17 protein-coding genes are annotated in these 14,917 nt (G+C 65.3%); 7 read left to right on the top strand and 10 right to left on the bottom strand.

The window, feature by feature from the left end:
- Positions 1–11: 11 nt before the first annotated feature.
- On the bottom strand, positions 12–110 hold the full coding sequence (gene psaM / locus LY254_RS00235; RefSeq protein WP_010316586.1) for a photosystem I reaction center subunit XII: 99 nt from the start codon (positions 108–110) through the stop codon (positions 12–14).
- Positions 111–244: 134 nt separating this feature from the next.
- On the opposite strand from psaM, the gene LY254_RS00240 reads away from it, so the two are divergent.
- Positions 245–736 carry a CRR6 family NdhI maturation factor gene (locus LY254_RS00240; RefSeq protein WP_247477860.1) on the top strand — a complete coding sequence of 164 codons (492 nt, stop codon included), beginning with the start codon at positions 245–247 and terminating at the stop codon, positions 734–736.
- Here the strand turns inward: LY254_RS00240 and LY254_RS00245 are convergent.
- Positions 733–1,512, bottom strand: a complete 780-nt coding sequence (locus tag LY254_RS00245) for a sulfite exporter TauE/SafE family protein (RefSeq protein ID WP_371820475.1) — start codon at positions 1,510–1,512, stop codon at positions 733–735. The two genes, LY254_RS00240 and LY254_RS00245, sit on opposite strands and share 4 nt — an antisense overlap.
- Before the next feature lie 12 nt (positions 1,513–1,524).
- Between LY254_RS00245 and LY254_RS00250 the strand changes: the two genes are divergently transcribed.
- Positions 1,525–2,247, top strand: a complete 723-nt coding sequence (locus LY254_RS00250; RefSeq protein ID WP_247477863.1) for a lipoate--protein ligase family protein — start codon at positions 1,525–1,527, stop codon at positions 2,245–2,247.
- A gap of 5 nt (positions 2,248–2,252) precedes the next feature.
- On the opposite strand, the gene LY254_RS00255 is transcribed toward LY254_RS00250, so the two are convergent.
- A complete protein-coding gene (locus LY254_RS00255) occupies positions 2,253–3,479 on the bottom strand; it encodes a site-2 protease family protein (RefSeq protein WP_247477865.1) in 1,227 nt (408 codons plus the stop codon).
- Between the two features lie 55 nt (positions 3,480–3,534).
- Between LY254_RS00255 and LY254_RS00260 the strand changes: the two genes are divergently transcribed.
- Complete coding sequence (locus LY254_RS00260; protein WP_247477868.1) at positions 3,535–4,239, top strand: phosphoribosylanthranilate isomerase; 705 nt, start codon at positions 3,535–3,537, stop codon at positions 4,237–4,239.
- Between the two features lie 9 nt (positions 4,240–4,248).
- Complete coding sequence (locus LY254_RS00265; RefSeq protein ID WP_247477870.1) at positions 4,249–4,749, top strand: hypothetical protein; 501 nt, start codon at positions 4,249–4,251, stop codon at positions 4,747–4,749.
- On the opposite strand, the gene folE is transcribed toward LY254_RS00265, so the two are convergent.
- The 6 genes from folE to LY254_RS00295 form a co-directional block, all read right to left on the bottom strand.
- The gene (gene folE / locus LY254_RS00270) at positions 4,746–5,465 is read right to left on the bottom strand and encodes a GTP cyclohydrolase I (RefSeq protein ID WP_010316599.1); all 720 of its coding nucleotides are present in this window, start codon (positions 5,463–5,465) and stop codon (positions 4,746–4,748) included. The two genes, LY254_RS00265 and folE, sit on opposite strands and share 4 nt — an antisense overlap.
- A 20-nt stretch (positions 5,466–5,485) precedes the next feature.
- Positions 5,486–6,157, bottom strand: a complete 672-nt coding sequence (locus tag LY254_RS00275; RefSeq protein ID WP_371820543.1) for an SDR family oxidoreductase — start codon at positions 6,155–6,157, stop codon at positions 5,486–5,488.
- A 105-nt stretch (positions 6,158–6,262) separates the two neighbouring features.
- Positions 6,263–7,252 carry an acetyl-CoA carboxylase carboxyltransferase subunit alpha gene (locus tag LY254_RS00280; protein WP_010316603.1) on the bottom strand — a complete coding sequence of 330 codons (990 nt, stop codon included), beginning with the start codon at positions 7,250–7,252 and terminating at the stop codon, positions 6,263–6,265.
- Between the two features lie 47 nt (positions 7,253–7,299).
- On the bottom strand, positions 7,300–8,364 hold the full coding sequence (locus tag LY254_RS00285) for a long-chain acyl-[acyl-carrier-protein] reductase (RefSeq protein WP_247477873.1): 1,065 nt from the start codon (positions 8,362–8,364) through the stop codon (positions 7,300–7,302).
- 81 nt (positions 8,365–8,445) lie between these two features.
- The gene (locus tag LY254_RS00290; protein ID WP_247477888.1) at positions 8,446–9,162 is read right to left on the bottom strand and encodes an aldehyde oxygenase (deformylating); all 717 of its coding nucleotides are present in this window, start codon (positions 9,160–9,162) and stop codon (positions 8,446–8,448) included.
- A 108-nt stretch (positions 9,163–9,270) separates the two neighbouring features.
- A complete protein-coding gene (locus LY254_RS00295; RefSeq protein WP_247477891.1) occupies positions 9,271–10,104 on the bottom strand; it encodes a creatininase family protein in 834 nt (277 codons plus the stop codon).
- A 63-nt stretch (positions 10,105–10,167) separates the two neighbouring features.
- On the opposite strand from LY254_RS00295, the gene LY254_RS00300 reads away from it, so the two are divergent.
- Genes LY254_RS00300 through pgeF form a run of 3 tightly spaced genes read left to right on the top strand, consistent with a single transcriptional unit; the run spans position 10,168 to position 13,243 of the window.
- Positions 10,168–11,514 (top strand): S1 RNA-binding domain-containing protein, encoded by a 1,347-nt coding sequence (locus LY254_RS00300; RefSeq protein WP_247477894.1) that lies wholly within the window; start codon positions 10,168–10,170, stop codon positions 11,512–11,514.
- A complete protein-coding gene (locus LY254_RS00305) occupies positions 11,511–12,410 on the top strand; it encodes a Tab2/Atab2 family RNA-binding protein (protein ID WP_247477896.1) in 900 nt (299 codons plus the stop codon). Before LY254_RS00300 ends, LY254_RS00305 begins: the two co-directional genes overlap by 4 nt.
- Positions 12,411–12,418: 8 nt before the next feature.
- Positions 12,419–13,243: a peptidoglycan editing factor PgeF gene (pgeF, locus tag LY254_RS00310; protein ID WP_247477897.1), complete on the top strand. Its 825-nt coding sequence runs from the start codon at positions 12,419–12,421 to the stop codon at positions 13,241–13,243.
- Here the strand turns inward: pgeF and LY254_RS00315 are convergent.
- On the bottom strand, positions 13,236–14,915 hold the full coding sequence (locus tag LY254_RS00315) for an FAD-binding domain-containing protein (protein ID WP_247477898.1): 1,680 nt from the start codon (positions 14,913–14,915) through the stop codon (positions 13,236–13,238). The two genes, pgeF and LY254_RS00315, sit on opposite strands and share 8 nt — an antisense overlap.
- Positions 14,916–14,917: the final 2 nt, after the last annotated feature.

Genomic DNA, 14,917 nt, shown 5'->3' on the forward strand with positions numbered 1-14,917 from the left:
GTGCCAAGGGATCAGGCGCGGTAGAGGCTGGCGGCGAGACGCACTGCGAGCACGCCAGCGTGGGCGGCCACCACCAGGGCGATCAGAATTTCAGCCTGGGTGAGGGACATGACCGTTGAGAAAAACACCAATTCATTTTCACGCAGATGGTGGGGCTGGCTAGGGCCTGGGCCTGGGCCTGTCACAGCTCGACACCCCTAGGGGATGGGCTCGCTACGGTCGATCGACAGTTCTGCAGGGTTCTTTGGTGTCTGGTCTGGCTCCTGATGGAACGGTGTCGATCTCAGCGCAACAGGTTCAAGACCAGAGCCTTGAGCCCCTGCAGCCTTGGTTCGCCTTGGACCCCAAGGACCTGCTGCAGGCCAGCGGCAGCCTGACGCTCCAGTTCGACTGGCCCCGTTCAGCGGAGGACCCGCGCGAGCTCTCGGAGATCACGGAGCTGCGCCTCTGGAGCCTGCGCGCCGATGCCCTCTGCCCGTGGCTACCGCTGCTGCTGGAGCGCAGCAGTGGCCAATTGACCCGCCACGTGGCGATGCTGCTCCCCCATCAGTTCAGCCGCAGCGAGGGGATTCGCTTCGCCCCAGACAGCCTTGAGCTCTGGATGACCCATCGCCTCTACCTGCTGGATCACTGGTCCAGGGGGTATGGCTTGAACTGTCGCGGCAATCTGGAGCAGATGGCGGCCGTGCTCGGCTTTGAGCTGGACGGCAGCTTCTGGAAGGACCACGAGCGCTAGAGCCAGAGCAGAACGGCCCGCCGTCCGACGTCCACGGCCAGCAGCACGCACAGCAGCCGGATCAGTCCCACCAGGCGTTGTTCCGGCACCTTCTGCAGGTGCCCGGCCGACCACTGGGCGGCTGAGGCGGCCGTTGCCCCCAGCACCAGGCCGATCAGCAGTTGGGCCCTGCCGTCTCCCCAAAAGGTGAAGGAGGCGACCAAGGAGGAGGCGAAGACCGCCATCGTGCTGAGCCGGATCGCCTGGTAGACCCCAAGGCGCAGCCCGCGAACCATCAGCGGCACCATCACCAGGCCGCCTCCGACACCCAGCAGGCCGCTGGAGAGGCCCGCCACCAGGCCTACGCCGATCAGTCCCCGCACCGGCACGGTTGAAGCGCTGTTGCCGCCCGTGCGTCTGGGCTCGATCACCAGGGCCAGCAGCCCGTACATCAGCGCCTGCAAGGCCAGCAGTTGCCAGCCCTCAAGGCTGTGGCCGAGCCGGCTGAAGAGGCCCCCGCCAAAGGCGGCGCCAGCGCTGATCGCGAGGGCCGCTTGCGCTGGCACCTGACCGCTGCGCCAGTGGGTCAGGCTGCCCGCCATGGTGGTGGGAACAATCGCCAGGGTGCTGGTGGCCAGGGCCTGATGGGGCGGCAGGCCAATCCAGAGCAGCAGGGGAGAGAAGACCAGGCCTCCACCAATTCCCAGCAGGCCTGAGAGCAAGCCGGCCAAGATGCCTAGAGGCAGCAGAGGCAGCAGCTCCCAGCCCATGGCGCATGCCGCACGTCTCACCCGCATCCTGCCAGCTCCATGAGGTGGCGTTGGATCCCTCCACTCACGGCCGATGCCGGCCTGCAGATGGCGATCGACCGTTGGATGCTGCAGCAGCAGTGCGTCGGTCAGGGCGATCCGATGCTGCGGCTCTACCAGTGGAATCGGCCGACGCTCTCATTGGGCCGGCACCAACGCCAGATCGATCCCCGCTGGATCGCCCTGGCCGAGCAGGGCCGTTTGCACCTGGTGCGGCGTCCCAGCGGCGGTCGGGCTGTTCTGCATGCGGGTGAACTCACCTATGCCCTGGCCTGCCGGCCGGCCACGACCCATCGCCTGACGGCCTATGCCGAGGCCTGTCAGTGGCTGCAGGTGGCCTTCGCGGCCCTGGGCGTTCCCCTGGAGTTCGGCTCGGTGAAGGCTGCGGAGGCGGCCCAGCGGGGCAACTGTTTTGCCAGCGGCACGGCTGCAGATCTGGTGCAGGCCAATGGCGCCAAACGGATCGGTAGTGCCCAGCTCTGGAGTGGGGCCTGCCTGCTGCAGCACGGCAGTGTCCTGCTCTCTCCCCCCCAGGACCTCTGGCGGGAGGTCTTCAACTCTCCAGCGCCAAACCTGGAACCCCTACCGCAAGCGGCCGTGATGGCGGAGCTCCAGCGGGCGGCACGGGATCACCTCTGTAGCGGTGCGCTCCAGACTGTGGCCCTCAGCGCCAGGGAGTGGCAGCAGATCCAGCTGTTGGAGGACGCGGCTCCCCTGGGCTGAACCCCTCAACCCTCGGGGTTGCTTTCGATGGTTCGTGCCACGGGCGCCAGCATCATCCCCAGGGGGTAGACCCCTTGGCGGCGCGCGGCCTCGAGGATCGGTAGAGGCAGCCGCACGCCGAGTTCTTTCAGGACCCGCTCCGCCAGTTCCGGTCGCTCCAAGGTGCCGGTGGGGAGGCCCGCTGGACCGAGCACCAGCAGCCGATTCACCTCCGGTTGGTCGAGCTGCAGGATCGCCTGCCAGAGCGGTGTCCCATCGCCGATGCTCGGGAGTTGATCGAGGGGTTGCAGGTGCTCGCCAACGCTGTCCTCATCCCAGCGCTGCACCGGCAGGCTCTGCAGGGGGGCATCGGTGATGAACCCCTTCCAGCGGCCCTGGTCACAGACCAGTAGCCAGTCCGCCAGACCCTTCTCGTCGCTGACCCGCAGGCGGCTGAGTTCCCGCAGTTTCGTGTTGGCCTCGAGTACGCGGTAGCGCCTCTGGGCCGCATCCTTGACCTGCAGCCTGCGCAGCACGCCCTGCAGCGCCAGCATCTGCGATTGGTTGCGGGCGGCGCCCAGGCCAAACCAGCCCAGCAGCATCAACCAAATCCCCGCTACCCCGGCTCCTCGCAGCAGCAGGAAGGCTCCAAGACCAATGGCGCTGAAGGCCAGCACCTTGCCGCTGGCGGTGGCCACCTGGATTCCCTTGCGCTGGCTTCCGGTGAACTGCCAGACCAGGGCCTTGAGAATCAGGCCGCCATCGAGCGGGAGTCCCGGCAGCAGGTTGAACAGGGCCAGGATCAGATTCAGCACGCCCAGCTCACTGACCATGGCTCCGAGCAGGGGCCAGGCATGGCTGGCGCTATGGCTGCTGAGGAGCAGCAGGGCGGAGAGCACCAGGCTCACCAGGGGGCCAGCGGCCGCCACCCAGAAGGAGCCCATGGCGGTTGGGCACTCGCGCTCCACGCTGGCCACCCCGCCCAGCAGGAACAGGGTGATGCTGCGGACCTTGACCCCCTGACTGAGGGCCACCAGGGAGTGCCCTAACTCATGGAGCAGCACTGAGAGGAACAGCAGCAGGGCGGTGAGCAGGCCAATCAGCCAGAGCCAGGCCTCCTGGGTTTGCGCGGCGAATTGCTGGCTGTACTGCTGTTGGAAGGCCACCGTGGCCAGGGCCAAGATCAGAAACCAGCTGGGGTGAATGCGTAGGGGGATGCCCCGAATCCGCAGTAGCTGCCAGCCTTCCCCCACACGTCCTCATCCGTTGCCCCGATCCTAGAAAGGTTGGGCTTCCTGGGGCCACGGCATGACGGCGCGTCCAACTTCCCCCATTGGCCACCAGCCATGGCTGAAGGTCTGTGGACTGCGCCATCCCGAGCAGGCCAGTGCCGTGGCCGCCCTGGGCGTCGATGCGATCGGGGTGATCGGTGTTGAGGCCTCCCCCCGCTGGTTGTCCCCTGGCGCCCGGCCGGCGCTGTTTGCGGCGATGCGCCAGGCCTCAAGCCGCTGTCTTGGCGTCCTCGTGGTGGCCGATCCCAGTGATGGGGAACTGTCCCAGTTGGGGGCGGCCGGTGGTCATCAGGTGCTGCAACTCCATGGCCAGGAAACGCCAGAGCGCTGCCGGCAACTGCGGCAGGCCCTCGGCCCGGATCTCTTGTTGTGGAAGGCGCTGAGAATTCGCCAGCCCGAGGATCTGCAGCGGGCGGCCGACTACGGCGCGGTCGTCGACGCTCTGCTGCTGGATGCCTGGTTGCCCGATCAGCTCGGCGGCACGGGCCACCGCATCCCGATCGATTGGCTCGGTGGTTTTTGCTCCCCTCTGCCCTGGTGGCTCGCTGGCGGCTTGAATCCCGATCGGGTTGCCCCGGCCCTACGGGCCCTGCAGCACCGGCCCCCCTCTGGATTGGATGTCTCCAGCGGGGTGGAGCGGGCTCCGGGGGATAAGGATCTCGCCAAAGTGCAGCAGCTGGTGGCCGCCTTGGCTCCCTTTCGCCAGGATTTGATCAGCTAATCCTTGGCCATGGCTGCTCTGCGCTCTGCCCCTGTGCTCCTGGGCTTGGCCCTGGCGCTGTCCCCAGCCCTGCGCGCCCAGGACCTGGTCGGTTGCCGCCTGGTGGGCGCGAGCCTGCAGTGCATCCCCGGCGTCACGGAAAGTGCCCAGCAGCAGATCAGCACCTTCCGCGATCAGATCTCTGCGGATCTGGAGTTGGAGGGTGCGATCGAGCAGCAGATTGATGGCCTGCGTTCACTCGTGATTGCTGGTCAGGCCATTCAGGGTGGGCTGCTCCAGGCCACGGTCGAGGCCGACGCCAATGCCGCCCTGGCGAACGCCCAGTACCACTGGTACCGGAAGGATCCCTCGGCACGCACCTGGCTCTTGATTGAAACGGCCCAGGGCACCAGCTATGTCCCGGGACCGGTGGATGTCGGCCAGAACCTCATGGTGGTGGCGGTCGTCAACCAAAACGGTCAGGTCAAACGCATCGCCTCAGCCCCCGTCGGGCCGGTGCTGGCGCCTTAGCCCAGCATCGACTCCTGCTGCTTCACCAGTTCGAAGAACTCAGCCTTGAGGCTGGAGTCGTGGCGGAAGTCACCGCGGACAACGGAGTTCACCATGCTGGTTTGGGGCTCCTTCACCCCGCGCCACTTCATGCAGTAGTGCTGCGCCTTGACCAGGATGGCCAGGCCCTGGGGTTCGCAGAGACGCTCGATCTCATCGGCCAGGATCATCACCGCCTCTTCCTGGATGTGGGGACGGGAGAAGACCCAGTCGGCCACGCGCGAGAACTTGGAGAGACCAATCACCCGTTCGCCGGGCTTGATCCCAATCCAGCAGTTGCCCAGGATCGGCACCAGGTGGTGGGAGCAAGCCGAGCGCACCGTGATCGGGCCCACGGTGTAGATCTCGTCGAGCTTTTTGACGTTGGGGAAGCTCGCGATCTTCGGCTGGGGATGGAAGCGACCCTTGAAGACCTCATGGAGGTACATCCGGGCGACACGCTCGGCGGTCTCCTCGGTGTTGTGGTCGTTGTCGATATCGATCACCAAGCTGCGCAGCAGCTCGCGAACCTTTCCGGCAACCTCGATTTCCAGTTGATCGAGTTCGCCGTCCTTGAGGTGTTCGGCGATGTTGTCGTTCGCCAGGAAGGGCACGCCGGCGGACTCGAGGCGTTCACGGATGCGGCGGCTCACGGGAGCCAACTGGCCGGGAATGCTCGAGGACAGGGTTGAAGTCATGAACGGGTCCCGAGATGCGTTCAAAGAACGCCCGCTGCGGGCATAAGGGTTAGATCCTCCACAACATTGGAGGAAGGTTGCTGAGCCAAAGACAGCAGTGTCTCGGCCACGCGCTCTGGGGTGAGCATGGCACGGCGGTCGAAGGAACTGTGGACGGTCTCGCTGTCCCAGAGGGGGGTATTAACCGCACCCAAGGTGAGCGTCGATACACGGATTCCGTGCTGGCGCTCCTCTTCCGCTAAGCAGCGACTAAAGGAGGCCAAGGCGGCCTTGGTGGTGCAATAGGCCCCCCATTCCGGAAAGGCATTGCGGGCCGCATGGCTGCTGACGTTGATGATCAAACCCTGGGTCTGGCGCAGGGCCGGCAGGACCGCCTGGCAGGTTTGAACAACGCTGGTGAGGTTGAGCTGCAGCAACCATTGCCATTGCTCCAGGGGCATCTCCGCTAGGGCCCCCGTGTAGGCCGCTCCGGCGTTGTTGATCAGCACCGTTGGAACCAGTCCCCGGGAGAGCAGGTTCTCCAGGGCAGGGGCGATGGCTTGTGGATCGGAGAGATCCACAGCGATCGTTTCCACCCGGCAGCGCTCACTGCGCAGCTCCTGGGCCAGCTGCTCAAGATCGGCTTGGGAGCGGGCCAAGAGCAGCAGCTGATAGCCGGCTTGGGAAAAAGCCCTTGCTGCGGCTGCTCCGATCCCCCTGGAGGCGCCAGTGATGAGGGCAACGGGCGCTGAAGCGGAGACAGGGGAACTCAACGGCGGGGGCGGGCCGCAAGGACCCCGATCAAACCAACGAAAACCTTACGAGCTCAGGCTTGCGTCCTGGGCGCCGGATTCCAGGAAGCGACCCATCCGGCGGAACTTGGCGTAGCGCTGATCCACCAGTTGCTCCTCGCTGAGGGCCTGCAGGCCTGCGAGTTGCTGTAGGAGAGCCGCCTTCAAATTCTCTGCCGCCTGACGCGGGGCCCAGTGGTTGCCGCCCGAAGGCTCGGCAATGATTTCATCGATGATCCCCAGCTTCAGCAGATCGGGCGCGGTGATCTTCAACGCCTCAGCGGCCACCGGAGCTTTACCCGCATCGCGCCACAGGATGGAGGCGCAGGCCTCGGGGCTGGCCACCGTGTAGACGCTGTGCTGGAACATCAGCAGCCGGTCCGCCACGCCGATGCCCAGCGCACCACCTGAGCCCCCCTCACCGATCACCGTGGCCAGGATCGGAACGCGCAGCTTGAACATCTCGCGCAGGTTCACGGCGATGGCCTCGCCCTGGCCCTGCTCCTCCGCCAGCAGTCCGGCGTAGGCGCCCGGGGTGTCGATGAAGCTGAGGATCGGCAGGCGGAAGCGATCGGCGTGCTCCATCAGGCGCATCGCCTTGCGGTAGCCCCCAGGTGAGGCCATACCGAAGTTGCGAGCCACGTTTTCCTTCGTGTCGCGTCCCTTCTGGTGGCCCAAGAGGACGACGCCTTGATCGCCAATGCGTCCGACGCCCCCCACGAGGGCTTGGTCATCGCTGCCGCGCCGGTCCCCGTGCAGTTCGATGAATTCATCGGTCAGCACCTGGATGTAATCGAAGGTGCTGGGGCGTTGGGGGTGGCGCGCAACCTGAATCTTTTGGGCGGGACTCAGGTTGCTGAAGATCTCTTCCCGCCTGCGGGCCGCCAGGGTCTCCAGTTGGAGCAACTGCTGGCTGACGTCGACTTCAGAGTCTTTGGCGAGCTGCCGGATTTGGTCGATCTGCTCCTCCAGCTCCACCAGGGGCTTCTCGAAGTCGAGCAGGGGACGACGGGCCATGGCAGCGGGTGTAAGGGGCAGGGGGGCGAGCGTTGAACCGGGAGGCCTTAAGCAGCGGCCAGTTCAAGGTCGGGGTTGCCGGAGCTTGCTGGGGCTTGGTTCAGGCCAATGGCCCGGAACCCGTGCCGCAGGGAGGCTTCACCAATGAGCTCCATGTTGGCGATGGAGATGCGGTTGCGGCCCCAGCTGAAGTTGGTGTGGATACCCTCGAATTCCAGCAGCATCGCCTCTGCAAAGCAAGCGAACAACTGGCGTTTGGGGTTTTCCATCTCCACGACTTCCATCATCTGCCAGCTGATGTCCTGCCAGAACTCGACGATGCCGCCCTTGAGGACATGGACCCCCTCACCGGCCACCTTGGCGTCGAGATTCTTGGGGTAGCCGCCGTCAATCATCAGGCAGGGCTTGCGCAGGCTGCCGTGGTCGATGGTCAGGGTCTGGGGAAGGCTGGCCACCCACACCACCACGTCGGCTTCGGGGAGCGCCTCCTCCAGGGTCAGGATCCGGCCACCGCCGAGGGACTCCTGCAGATCCAGCAGCCGCTGCTGCTGCCGAGCGACCAGGAGCAGTTCACCCACGCCTGTTTTTTGGCTGAGCCAGCGGCAGACCGCGCTGCCGATGTCACCGGTGGCGCCGACCACGGCGACTTTGGCCTGGCTCAGGTCGATGCCCAGCAGAGGGGCATTGGTCTCGACCTGTTGGCAGATCACCCAGGCCGTGTGGGTGTTGCCTGTTGTGAAACGCTCCCACTCGAGGGTGGTGTTGCGGATCTGCTGGAACTTCGAGAGGTCGTAGTTCTCGAAAATGATCGAGGTGAAACCGCCCAGGGCTGTGACGTTGATCCCGTTCTTCTGCGCCAATTCCATGGCGTTTTGAACCTTGCGGGTCGCGGTCTTGAAGCGGCTCAGCATCTCCGGCACGAAGCAGGAGTCGATGTAGGTCCCTTGGATGGTGGCCCCCGTTTTGCTGGTGACCTCGAAGGTCTCCAGCAGCTGAGGTGGAGCCGAGCACCAGGAGAGGAGGTCCGCTTCGGCCATCTCCTCTAGCCCCAGGTCGCGGGCCTTTTCCTGGGCCTGCGCAAAGCTGCTGGAGTGACCGATCAGACCAAACATTCGCGGGGGCTCTCCTGGTTACACACCGGCCGAGAAGACACCTGATTAAAGGGCAGCGTCGACTCGTTCAGGCTGATCGCTTCAGCCGATCAGAGCGGCGGCCGCCATGCGGGCGATTTCGCGGGTGGTGAAACCGATCTCGGTCAGAGCTTCCTGGTAGGCGATCAGGAAATCCTCGATCAGATCCTCCTTGTCCATCTGCAGAACAGCGGCGTCACCGGCCACCTGATCGAGCATGCGGCGGATCAGGGGGAGGTTCTCGCGGTTGGCCTCTTCGAGCTCCTCACGGCAGCTCTCCAGGTTGGCCTTGAGCCAGACCTCGCCGTAGTTGAGGTGGGTGTACTCGTCCTTCACCACGCCCTCGGTGATCTTGCGGGCGAAGGGATCGGCGACCGGGATATAGATGTGATACGCCGAGATCGCGAAGGCTTCGATCAGCAGGGCCTGGATCAGCAGGCAGGTCGGAACCTTGCCCTCTTTCAGGGCTTTTTGGAAGTTGCCGTGCAGGGGGGCGAAGAATTCCTTGGCGAACGCCATGTCGGCGGTTACACCCAGGTTGTTGGCACAGGCGGTGAAGCCCTTCATGTGCTTCAGCTCCATGCGAGCCAACTTCGTCAGTTCGTCGGCCTGCTCGGGCAGCAGCGTGCCGATGGACATGTAGTTGTCGTGGGCTTCCTGCTCGCCCTCGATCACGATCGCGTTGATCCGGCTGTAGGCGTCCTTGTAGTTCGCGCAGGTGAAATCGGGAAGCGCAGTCGCGCCCGCCGTAGGCAGATCAGTGGCTTCGAGGGTCGCCATGGCTACCGAGAACACGTTGCAATGGGGTTGACTGTAACCATCTCCACAAGCCTCAGATGGGCTTTGGCAGCTTTTGCCAACTTCCCGTCGCCCGCTGACCCCGATTCCTCAGCGCTGGTCTCGCTTTGGTTTGGGCTCCCGGGGGGGCCAGTCGCTGCCCAGGAGACTGCCGAAGAGCGCGCTCCAGCCCTGGACCAACCGCTGCTGGAGCGCCTCGCCTTGGGCCCCATCGGCCTGGCTGGGATCGCCAATGACGCCACTGCTGCTGAGGTCCTGGGTCAGCCAGGCATTCGGCACGGCCCCCTCCAGGCTCCATCCCTGGGGCGGCTGTTGGGCCCCCAGGCCATCTGCGGTCCGCTTCGGCCCGACGAGCTCAGGATTGAGCTGCAACATCAAGCTCGTCTCGACCTGTCCGGCGTGGAGGCCTTCACTGCGCTCGGGCTCCTCGATCAGCTTTCCGATTCCCTTGGGGCCGCTCCAGAGGAAGCATGGCAACACCCCAAGCGAGGGATGGGCGGCGCGCAGTTGTCGGGCGGCGACCTGGAGCAGGGCGATTTGACCGCCATGGCCGTTGAACAGCACCAGCCGCTCGAAGCCTGCCGCCGCCAGCTGGCCGCCAACGGTTTCGATGCTGCGGATCAGGAGCTCGGCCGGGAGGCTCAGGGTTCCTGGGAAGCCCAGGTGCTCCGGTGAAAAGCCGATGCTCTGCAGCGGCAGCCGCCAGATCGGCGCCTCCTGGGGGAAGGTCTCGAGCACCTGGTCAAGGATTTGCTCAGCGAAGAGTGCATCCGTTCCCAGGGGAAGGTGAGGACCGTGCTGCTCGAAGGCGCCAAAGGGCCAAACCACCGTGCTGCCGCAGGTCTGGGCGGCCGCCTGGAAGGCGGGCCAGGTCAGGCGCTCGAGGCGACGGGATCCCTGACAGGCGTATGCGTCGTCGCCCATGGGTCCGTCTTCGATCAAGGAGGGTCGTCCCTACAGTGTGGCGCTGTGCGTCTTTGCTTGGTCATGGCCGGTTCCGGCACTCCCCAGCCCCCCCAGCCCTTCTCCAAGCAGCAACCCACCTCGGCTCGTCCGGTGCCTCCGTCGCCTCAGCGTCCCGCCGCTGCGCCGCCGCCGGTTCGCAAGCCGCCCCAGGTTCTGCAGATCAATAAGAAAGAAGAGCAGCTGCGCCTGGAGCGTGAAGCCGCTGAGGCCCGTGCCGCCGCCGAAGCCGCTGCGCAGCGGGCAGCTGAATTGGAAGACGCCGCACGGGCGGCCCGAGGTGAGGCGCCGGTCGCGCCCCAGCGCCCGGCGGCTTCCCCAGCATCAGGCGATGACGACCTCTTCGACATGAGCGGCTTTGAGGGGCTGTCCATGGCGGACCTGCTGGGCCCCGACGACCGCAACAAGGGTCGCCGCTCCGGTGGCTCCCGCATGGCGCAGCCCCAGTCCAAGCCGGCGGCGGTTCCCACCCGTTCGGTCGATGACTTCGACTTTGACGAGGAGGCCTTTCTGGCAGCCCTCGATGAGCAGGATTTCGTCGGCACCACCGGTGAAGTCGTCACCGGCACGGTGATCGGCATGGAGAGCGACGGTGTCTATGTCGACATCGGCGGCAAGGCCCCTGGCTTCATGCCCAAAAAGGAGTGTGCTCTTGGGGTGATCACCAACCTCAAGGAGCGCTTCCCGAAGGGGTTGAGCGTTGAAGTGCTCGTCACCCGCGAGCAGAACGCCGATGGCATGGTCACCATCAGCGCCCGTGCCCTGGCCCTGCGCCAGAGCTGGGAGAAGGTTCGTGCCCTCGAGAAGGAAGGCAAGGTACTCCAGGTGAAGGTCAACGGTTTCAACCGTGGTGGCATCACCTGTGATGTCGAAGGTCTGCGCGGTTTTGTGCCCCGCTCCCAGCTGCAGGAGGGTGAAAACCACGAGGCGCTGGTGGGCAAAACCCTCGGTGTGGCCTTCCTGGAGGTCAATCCGGACACCCGCAAGCTGGTGCTCTCTGAGAAGAAGGCGGCCACGGCGGCCCTGTTCCAGAACCTCGAGGTCGGTCAGCTGGTTGAGGGACAGGTGGTGGCCATCAAGCCCTATGGCCTCTTCGTGGACCTGGGCGGCATCAGCGGACTCCTGCACCACTCCGTGATTACGGGTGGTCAGATGCGTGATCTGCGCGAGGTCTTCGGCCAGGGCGATCGCGTGAAAGCACTGATTACTGAATTGGATCCCGGTCGCGGTCGCATCGCCTTGAACACTGCTCTGCTGGAGGGGCAGCCGGGTGAGTTGTTGATTGAGCGCGACAAAGTGATGGCGGAGGCCGCCGATCGCGCCAATAGGGCTCGTAACGTGCTGCGTCAGCAGGAACAATCCGCCGGATGATTCAGGCCACCGAGCCCGCGAGTCCTGCCCGTCTGCAGGCGGATTGGGAGCTGGATTACTACTCCCGTCCAATCCTGGAAGAGGACGGAAAGAAGCGCTGGGAGCTGCTGATTTGCAGTTCCCCCAATGCGGACAATCCCGGTCGCGCCTTCCAGTGGGTCCTGAAGTGCCCGGCCTCCAGCGTCAACTCCCAGTGGCTGAAGTCCGCGTTGGAGCAGGCCTTGGAGCAGGCGGATGCTGAGGGGTTTGATCCCCCACGCAAGATCCGCTGCTGGCGTTCCTCGATGCGCACGATGGTGCAGCGGGCCTCCGAGCAGCTGGGCCTGGAACTGGTGCCGAGCCGCCGTTGCTATGCCCTGGTCGAGTGGCTCCAGGAGCGCGAGGCCACGGTTTATCCCGAGGAGGAGGGCTACATGGCTGGCCCCCTGGCTCCGCCGCCCCAGCCGATTCAGCCCGTGGCTGTTCCGCTGCCTGAGGCGGCCCGCGGCGACAGCTGGTCTTGGGCCTCCCTGCCGATCGGTGCCCTGCGGGAGGCGATGACCTGGGACACCAGCTTTGCTGGTCTGGTTCCCTTGCCGGAGTCGCTCGATGACGAGCTGATGGTGAGCGGTCTGCGCCTGTTCAGCGCGAGCCGCTCCTTGGCGATCGCTGGCTGGGTGTCGGGATTGGAGCCGGTGCGCCTCGAGGTCTGCGGTCAGCAACTGGTGCTGGAGGCGGGCCAAGAAGACCGATGGTTGCTGGGACAGTTGGAGTCAGACGAAGCTGAGGCTGCGGCCGCGGCATTCCTGGCCTCTCGCGGTCAAGCCGGTGGTGTGCAATTCCTGGCGATTCAATCCAGCCCGGATCAACCCGGTTTTGATGGCTTCTGGATCCTGCGGGACCTCCCCGATGCCTAGACGGTTGTATGGCTGAGGCCGTTGAGGCCCCCTTTGACCGCCCAGATGCAGGGTTTAACGCCCTAGAGGGTTGGACCTGGATCGGTTGCTACGGGGGCTATTACCTCCAGTCGAATCTGCTGGAGGCCTTTGAACATGGCTTCTTCACCCGCCAGTGGCAGGGCCGAGGCCCTGATGTGTTGGCCGGTTATGTCAGCGCTGGCATCAGCGTCCACCGTCCCCAGCAGGTCCACAGCGCGTTGGTTTTGTCGGCGAGTGAGGCCCTAGCGGAGCCCTGGCCCCAGGCCGATGGCTTGGTGTGCGATGCCGGTGGCCAGAGTCTCTGGGTCTGCGGCGCCGATTGCACTCCAGTGCTGCTGGCGGATCCGGAATCCGGACAGGTGGCGGCCTGCCATGCCGGCTGGCGTGGTGTGGCCGGGGGCATCGTTCAAGAGGCGATCCGGCAGCTGGAGCAGCGCGGCTGCCGCCGCCGTGACCTGCTGATTGCGTTGGGGCCAGCCATCAGCGGCCCCCAGTACCAGGTGGAACCGTCCGTGCCGGAAGCGATCGCTGAGCAGTTGCTGCAGGTGGATGCGTCCCTCACGCTCGAGGGGGCCCTCGCGTCCATGGAGGAGTGCGGTGCTCTGCTCGCCGATCCAGATCCGCTGCGGCAGCGCCTCGATCTGCGGCTCGCCACCCGTTTGCTGCTCGAGCGCTTCGGTGTGTCCCCAGAGCAGATCAGTGTCTGCCCCCTGTGCACGGCATCAGAGCCGCTGCTGTTTCACTCCTGGCGCCGCGATCAGGTCAAGGCGGTGCAGTGGAGCGGCATCGTCTCCCAACAGTTGCCTAGTTGAACTCCAGGCTGAGCTGGCCGTTGTCGGTTTGGCTGCGCTTGGGTTTGCGTCTCTTCGGGGGGCTCTCCCCGGCTTCACCGGTCTCAGCCGAGCGCCTGAGGCTGAACCAGCTGAGCAGGGCCAGCCATCCCTCCCGGTCCAGTCGATCGAGGTCCACCGCCTCCGGGAAGAGCTCCGGTGCCCGGGGTTGCGCCCAGAGCACCTGGCTGCCGGCGATTTGATCACTGCCAAAGGGCGTCAGGTCAGCGGGCAACCGTGCCAAGGCGGAGGGAATGTCTCCGATGCCGTGGCGTGTGTTGCTCAACGCCTCCATCCGCGCCTGGCGCGCTTCCTCGTAGTTGAGCATTGGGGCGGGGTAGTCCGCGAAGGCGGGGGGCTCTCCGAGCTGGTCATTGGTGAGGCGCTCGAGTTGCGGGAGCCAGCGCCGGATGAAGAGGCCATGGGGGTCGCAGCGATTCACGGCCACCTGGCCGGGGTGATAGATCCGCGTCCAGGCTTTGCGGCCCCGATAGGTCGCCCCGGCCTGCATGGCCCATTGGTAGTGATCGATCGGGCAGTCCCCATCGATCAGGTGCCGCATGAAATGCAGGGCGCCGTAGCGCCAATCAATTCCGCAGAGGTTGCTGAGAAAGCTGGCGTAGATCGCTCGGCTGCGGAAATTCAGCTCCAGCCATCCCCCGCCCCCACGCAGGCAGTGGGCTGCGGCATCGACGATCGGGAAACCCGTGCGGCCCTCTTTCCAGGCTTCGTAGAGCTCGAGCTGTTGGGCGGAGAGCGCGCTCTCTTGGTCGAAGGCGCTCCAGAGGGAGCGCAGCTCCAGCTGGGGCAGGTAGCGGAAGCGCTGGTGAATGGAGCAGCCCCAGCGCAGGCGGCTGAACAGTTGTTGGATGCTGCGCAGGCGGCTGCGATCGGCGTTTTCCTTTGCCCGTAGGCCCGCTGCGGTGAGCCGTTGTAGGCACTGCCTGGGGCTGACGACGCCGAACTTCAGGTACGGGCTGAGCCCTGAGGTGACCTTGGCGGAGGGATAGCTCAGCTCCCAGTAGTAGGTCCGCGAATCGGATCCCTCGAGAAACCGATCCAACCGCCCTAGGGCGGCATCAGTACCTGCTTTGGGAATCGGTTTGCCATCGCTGATCAGCCCCAGCTCCTTGAGGCTGGGGACCGGTGCATCCGGGCACTGCTTAGGTACTACGACCCGCTGAGGTTCCGGCACCAGCGGCGCGGCCATGGCGCCATGCCACTGGCGGTTCCAATCGCTGTAGGGCTGAAGCTCGCCGCTGGCACCGGCTGGTTCGATCCACTCCAGCTGGATGCCTTGCTCCTTCAGGTGGCGGTTGACGCGGGCATCACGGACCCGGCCGACCAGGCGCTCACTGTCGGTATGGGCGAGGACATGGCGCGCGCCGCTGCCTTGGGCGAGACGGGCGAGGACCACTTCGGGTTGGCCGCGCTGCACAAGTAATCGCCCCCCTAGACACCGCAATCGGGCATCGAGGGCCTGCAAACTATGTAGTAAAAACTCAACACGAGCGACGGCAGTCTCAGGATGAAACAGCAACGCGTCATCCAGTACGAACACCGGAATGACCGGTCCTCTTAAGCAGGCCTTCGCCAGCGGTTCGTGATCCTGCGTGCGCAAATCGCGGCGATACCAGACCAGCGTGGGGGGCATTG

The organism is Synechococcus sp. NB0720_010, assembly GCF_023078835.1.
Classification (GTDB): domain Bacteria; phylum Cyanobacteriota; class Cyanobacteriia; order PCC-6307; family Cyanobiaceae; genus Vulcanococcus.

Excerpts from the sequence above, each read along its gene's own strand:
- psaM (WP_010316586.1), bottom strand. The coding sequence starts at position 110 with ATGTCCCTCACCCAGGCTGAAATTCTGATCGCCCTGGTGGTGGCCGCC.
- LY254_RS00305 (WP_247477896.1), top strand. The coding sequence starts at position 11,511 with ATGATTCAGGCCACCGAGCCCGCGAGTCCTGCCCGTCTGCAGGCGGAT.
- LY254_RS00285 (WP_247477873.1), bottom strand. The coding sequence starts at position 8,364 with ATGTTTGGTCTGATCGGTCACTCCAGCAGCTTTGCGCAGGCCCAGGAA.
- folE (WP_010316599.1), bottom strand. The coding sequence starts at position 5,465 with ATGACTTCAACCCTGTCCTCGAGCATTCCCGGCCAGTTGGCTCCCGTG.
- LY254_RS00295 (WP_247477891.1), bottom strand. The coding sequence starts at position 10,104 with ATGGGCGACGACGCATACGCCTGTCAGGGATCCCGTCGCCTCGAGCGC.
- LY254_RS00315 (WP_247477898.1), bottom strand. The coding sequence starts at position 14,915 with ATGCCCCCCACGCTGGTCTGGTATCGCCGCGATTTGCGCACGCAGGAT.
- LY254_RS00290 (WP_247477888.1), bottom strand. The coding sequence starts at position 9,162 with ATGGCGACCCTCGAAGCCACTGATCTGCCTACGGCGGGCGCGACTGCG.
- LY254_RS00280 (WP_010316603.1), bottom strand. The coding sequence starts at position 7,252 with ATGGCCCGTCGTCCCCTGCTCGACTTCGAGAAGCCCCTGGTGGAGCTG.
- LY254_RS00300 (WP_247477894.1), top strand. The coding sequence starts at position 10,168 with ATGGCCGGTTCCGGCACTCCCCAGCCCCCCCAGCCCTTCTCCAAGCAG.
- LY254_RS00245 (WP_371820475.1), bottom strand. The coding sequence starts at position 1,512 with ATGCGGGTGAGACGTGCGGCATGCGCCATGGGCTGGGAGCTGCTGCCT.
- LY254_RS00260 (WP_247477868.1), top strand. The coding sequence starts at position 3,535 with ATGACGGCGCGTCCAACTTCCCCCATTGGCCACCAGCCATGGCTGAAG.
- LY254_RS00250 (WP_247477863.1), top strand. The coding sequence starts at position 1,525 with ATGAGGTGGCGTTGGATCCCTCCACTCACGGCCGATGCCGGCCTGCAG.
- LY254_RS00265 (WP_247477870.1), top strand. The coding sequence starts at position 4,249 with ATGGCTGCTCTGCGCTCTGCCCCTGTGCTCCTGGGCTTGGCCCTGGCG.
- pgeF (WP_247477897.1), top strand. The coding sequence starts at position 12,419 with ATGGCTGAGGCCGTTGAGGCCCCCTTTGACCGCCCAGATGCAGGGTTT.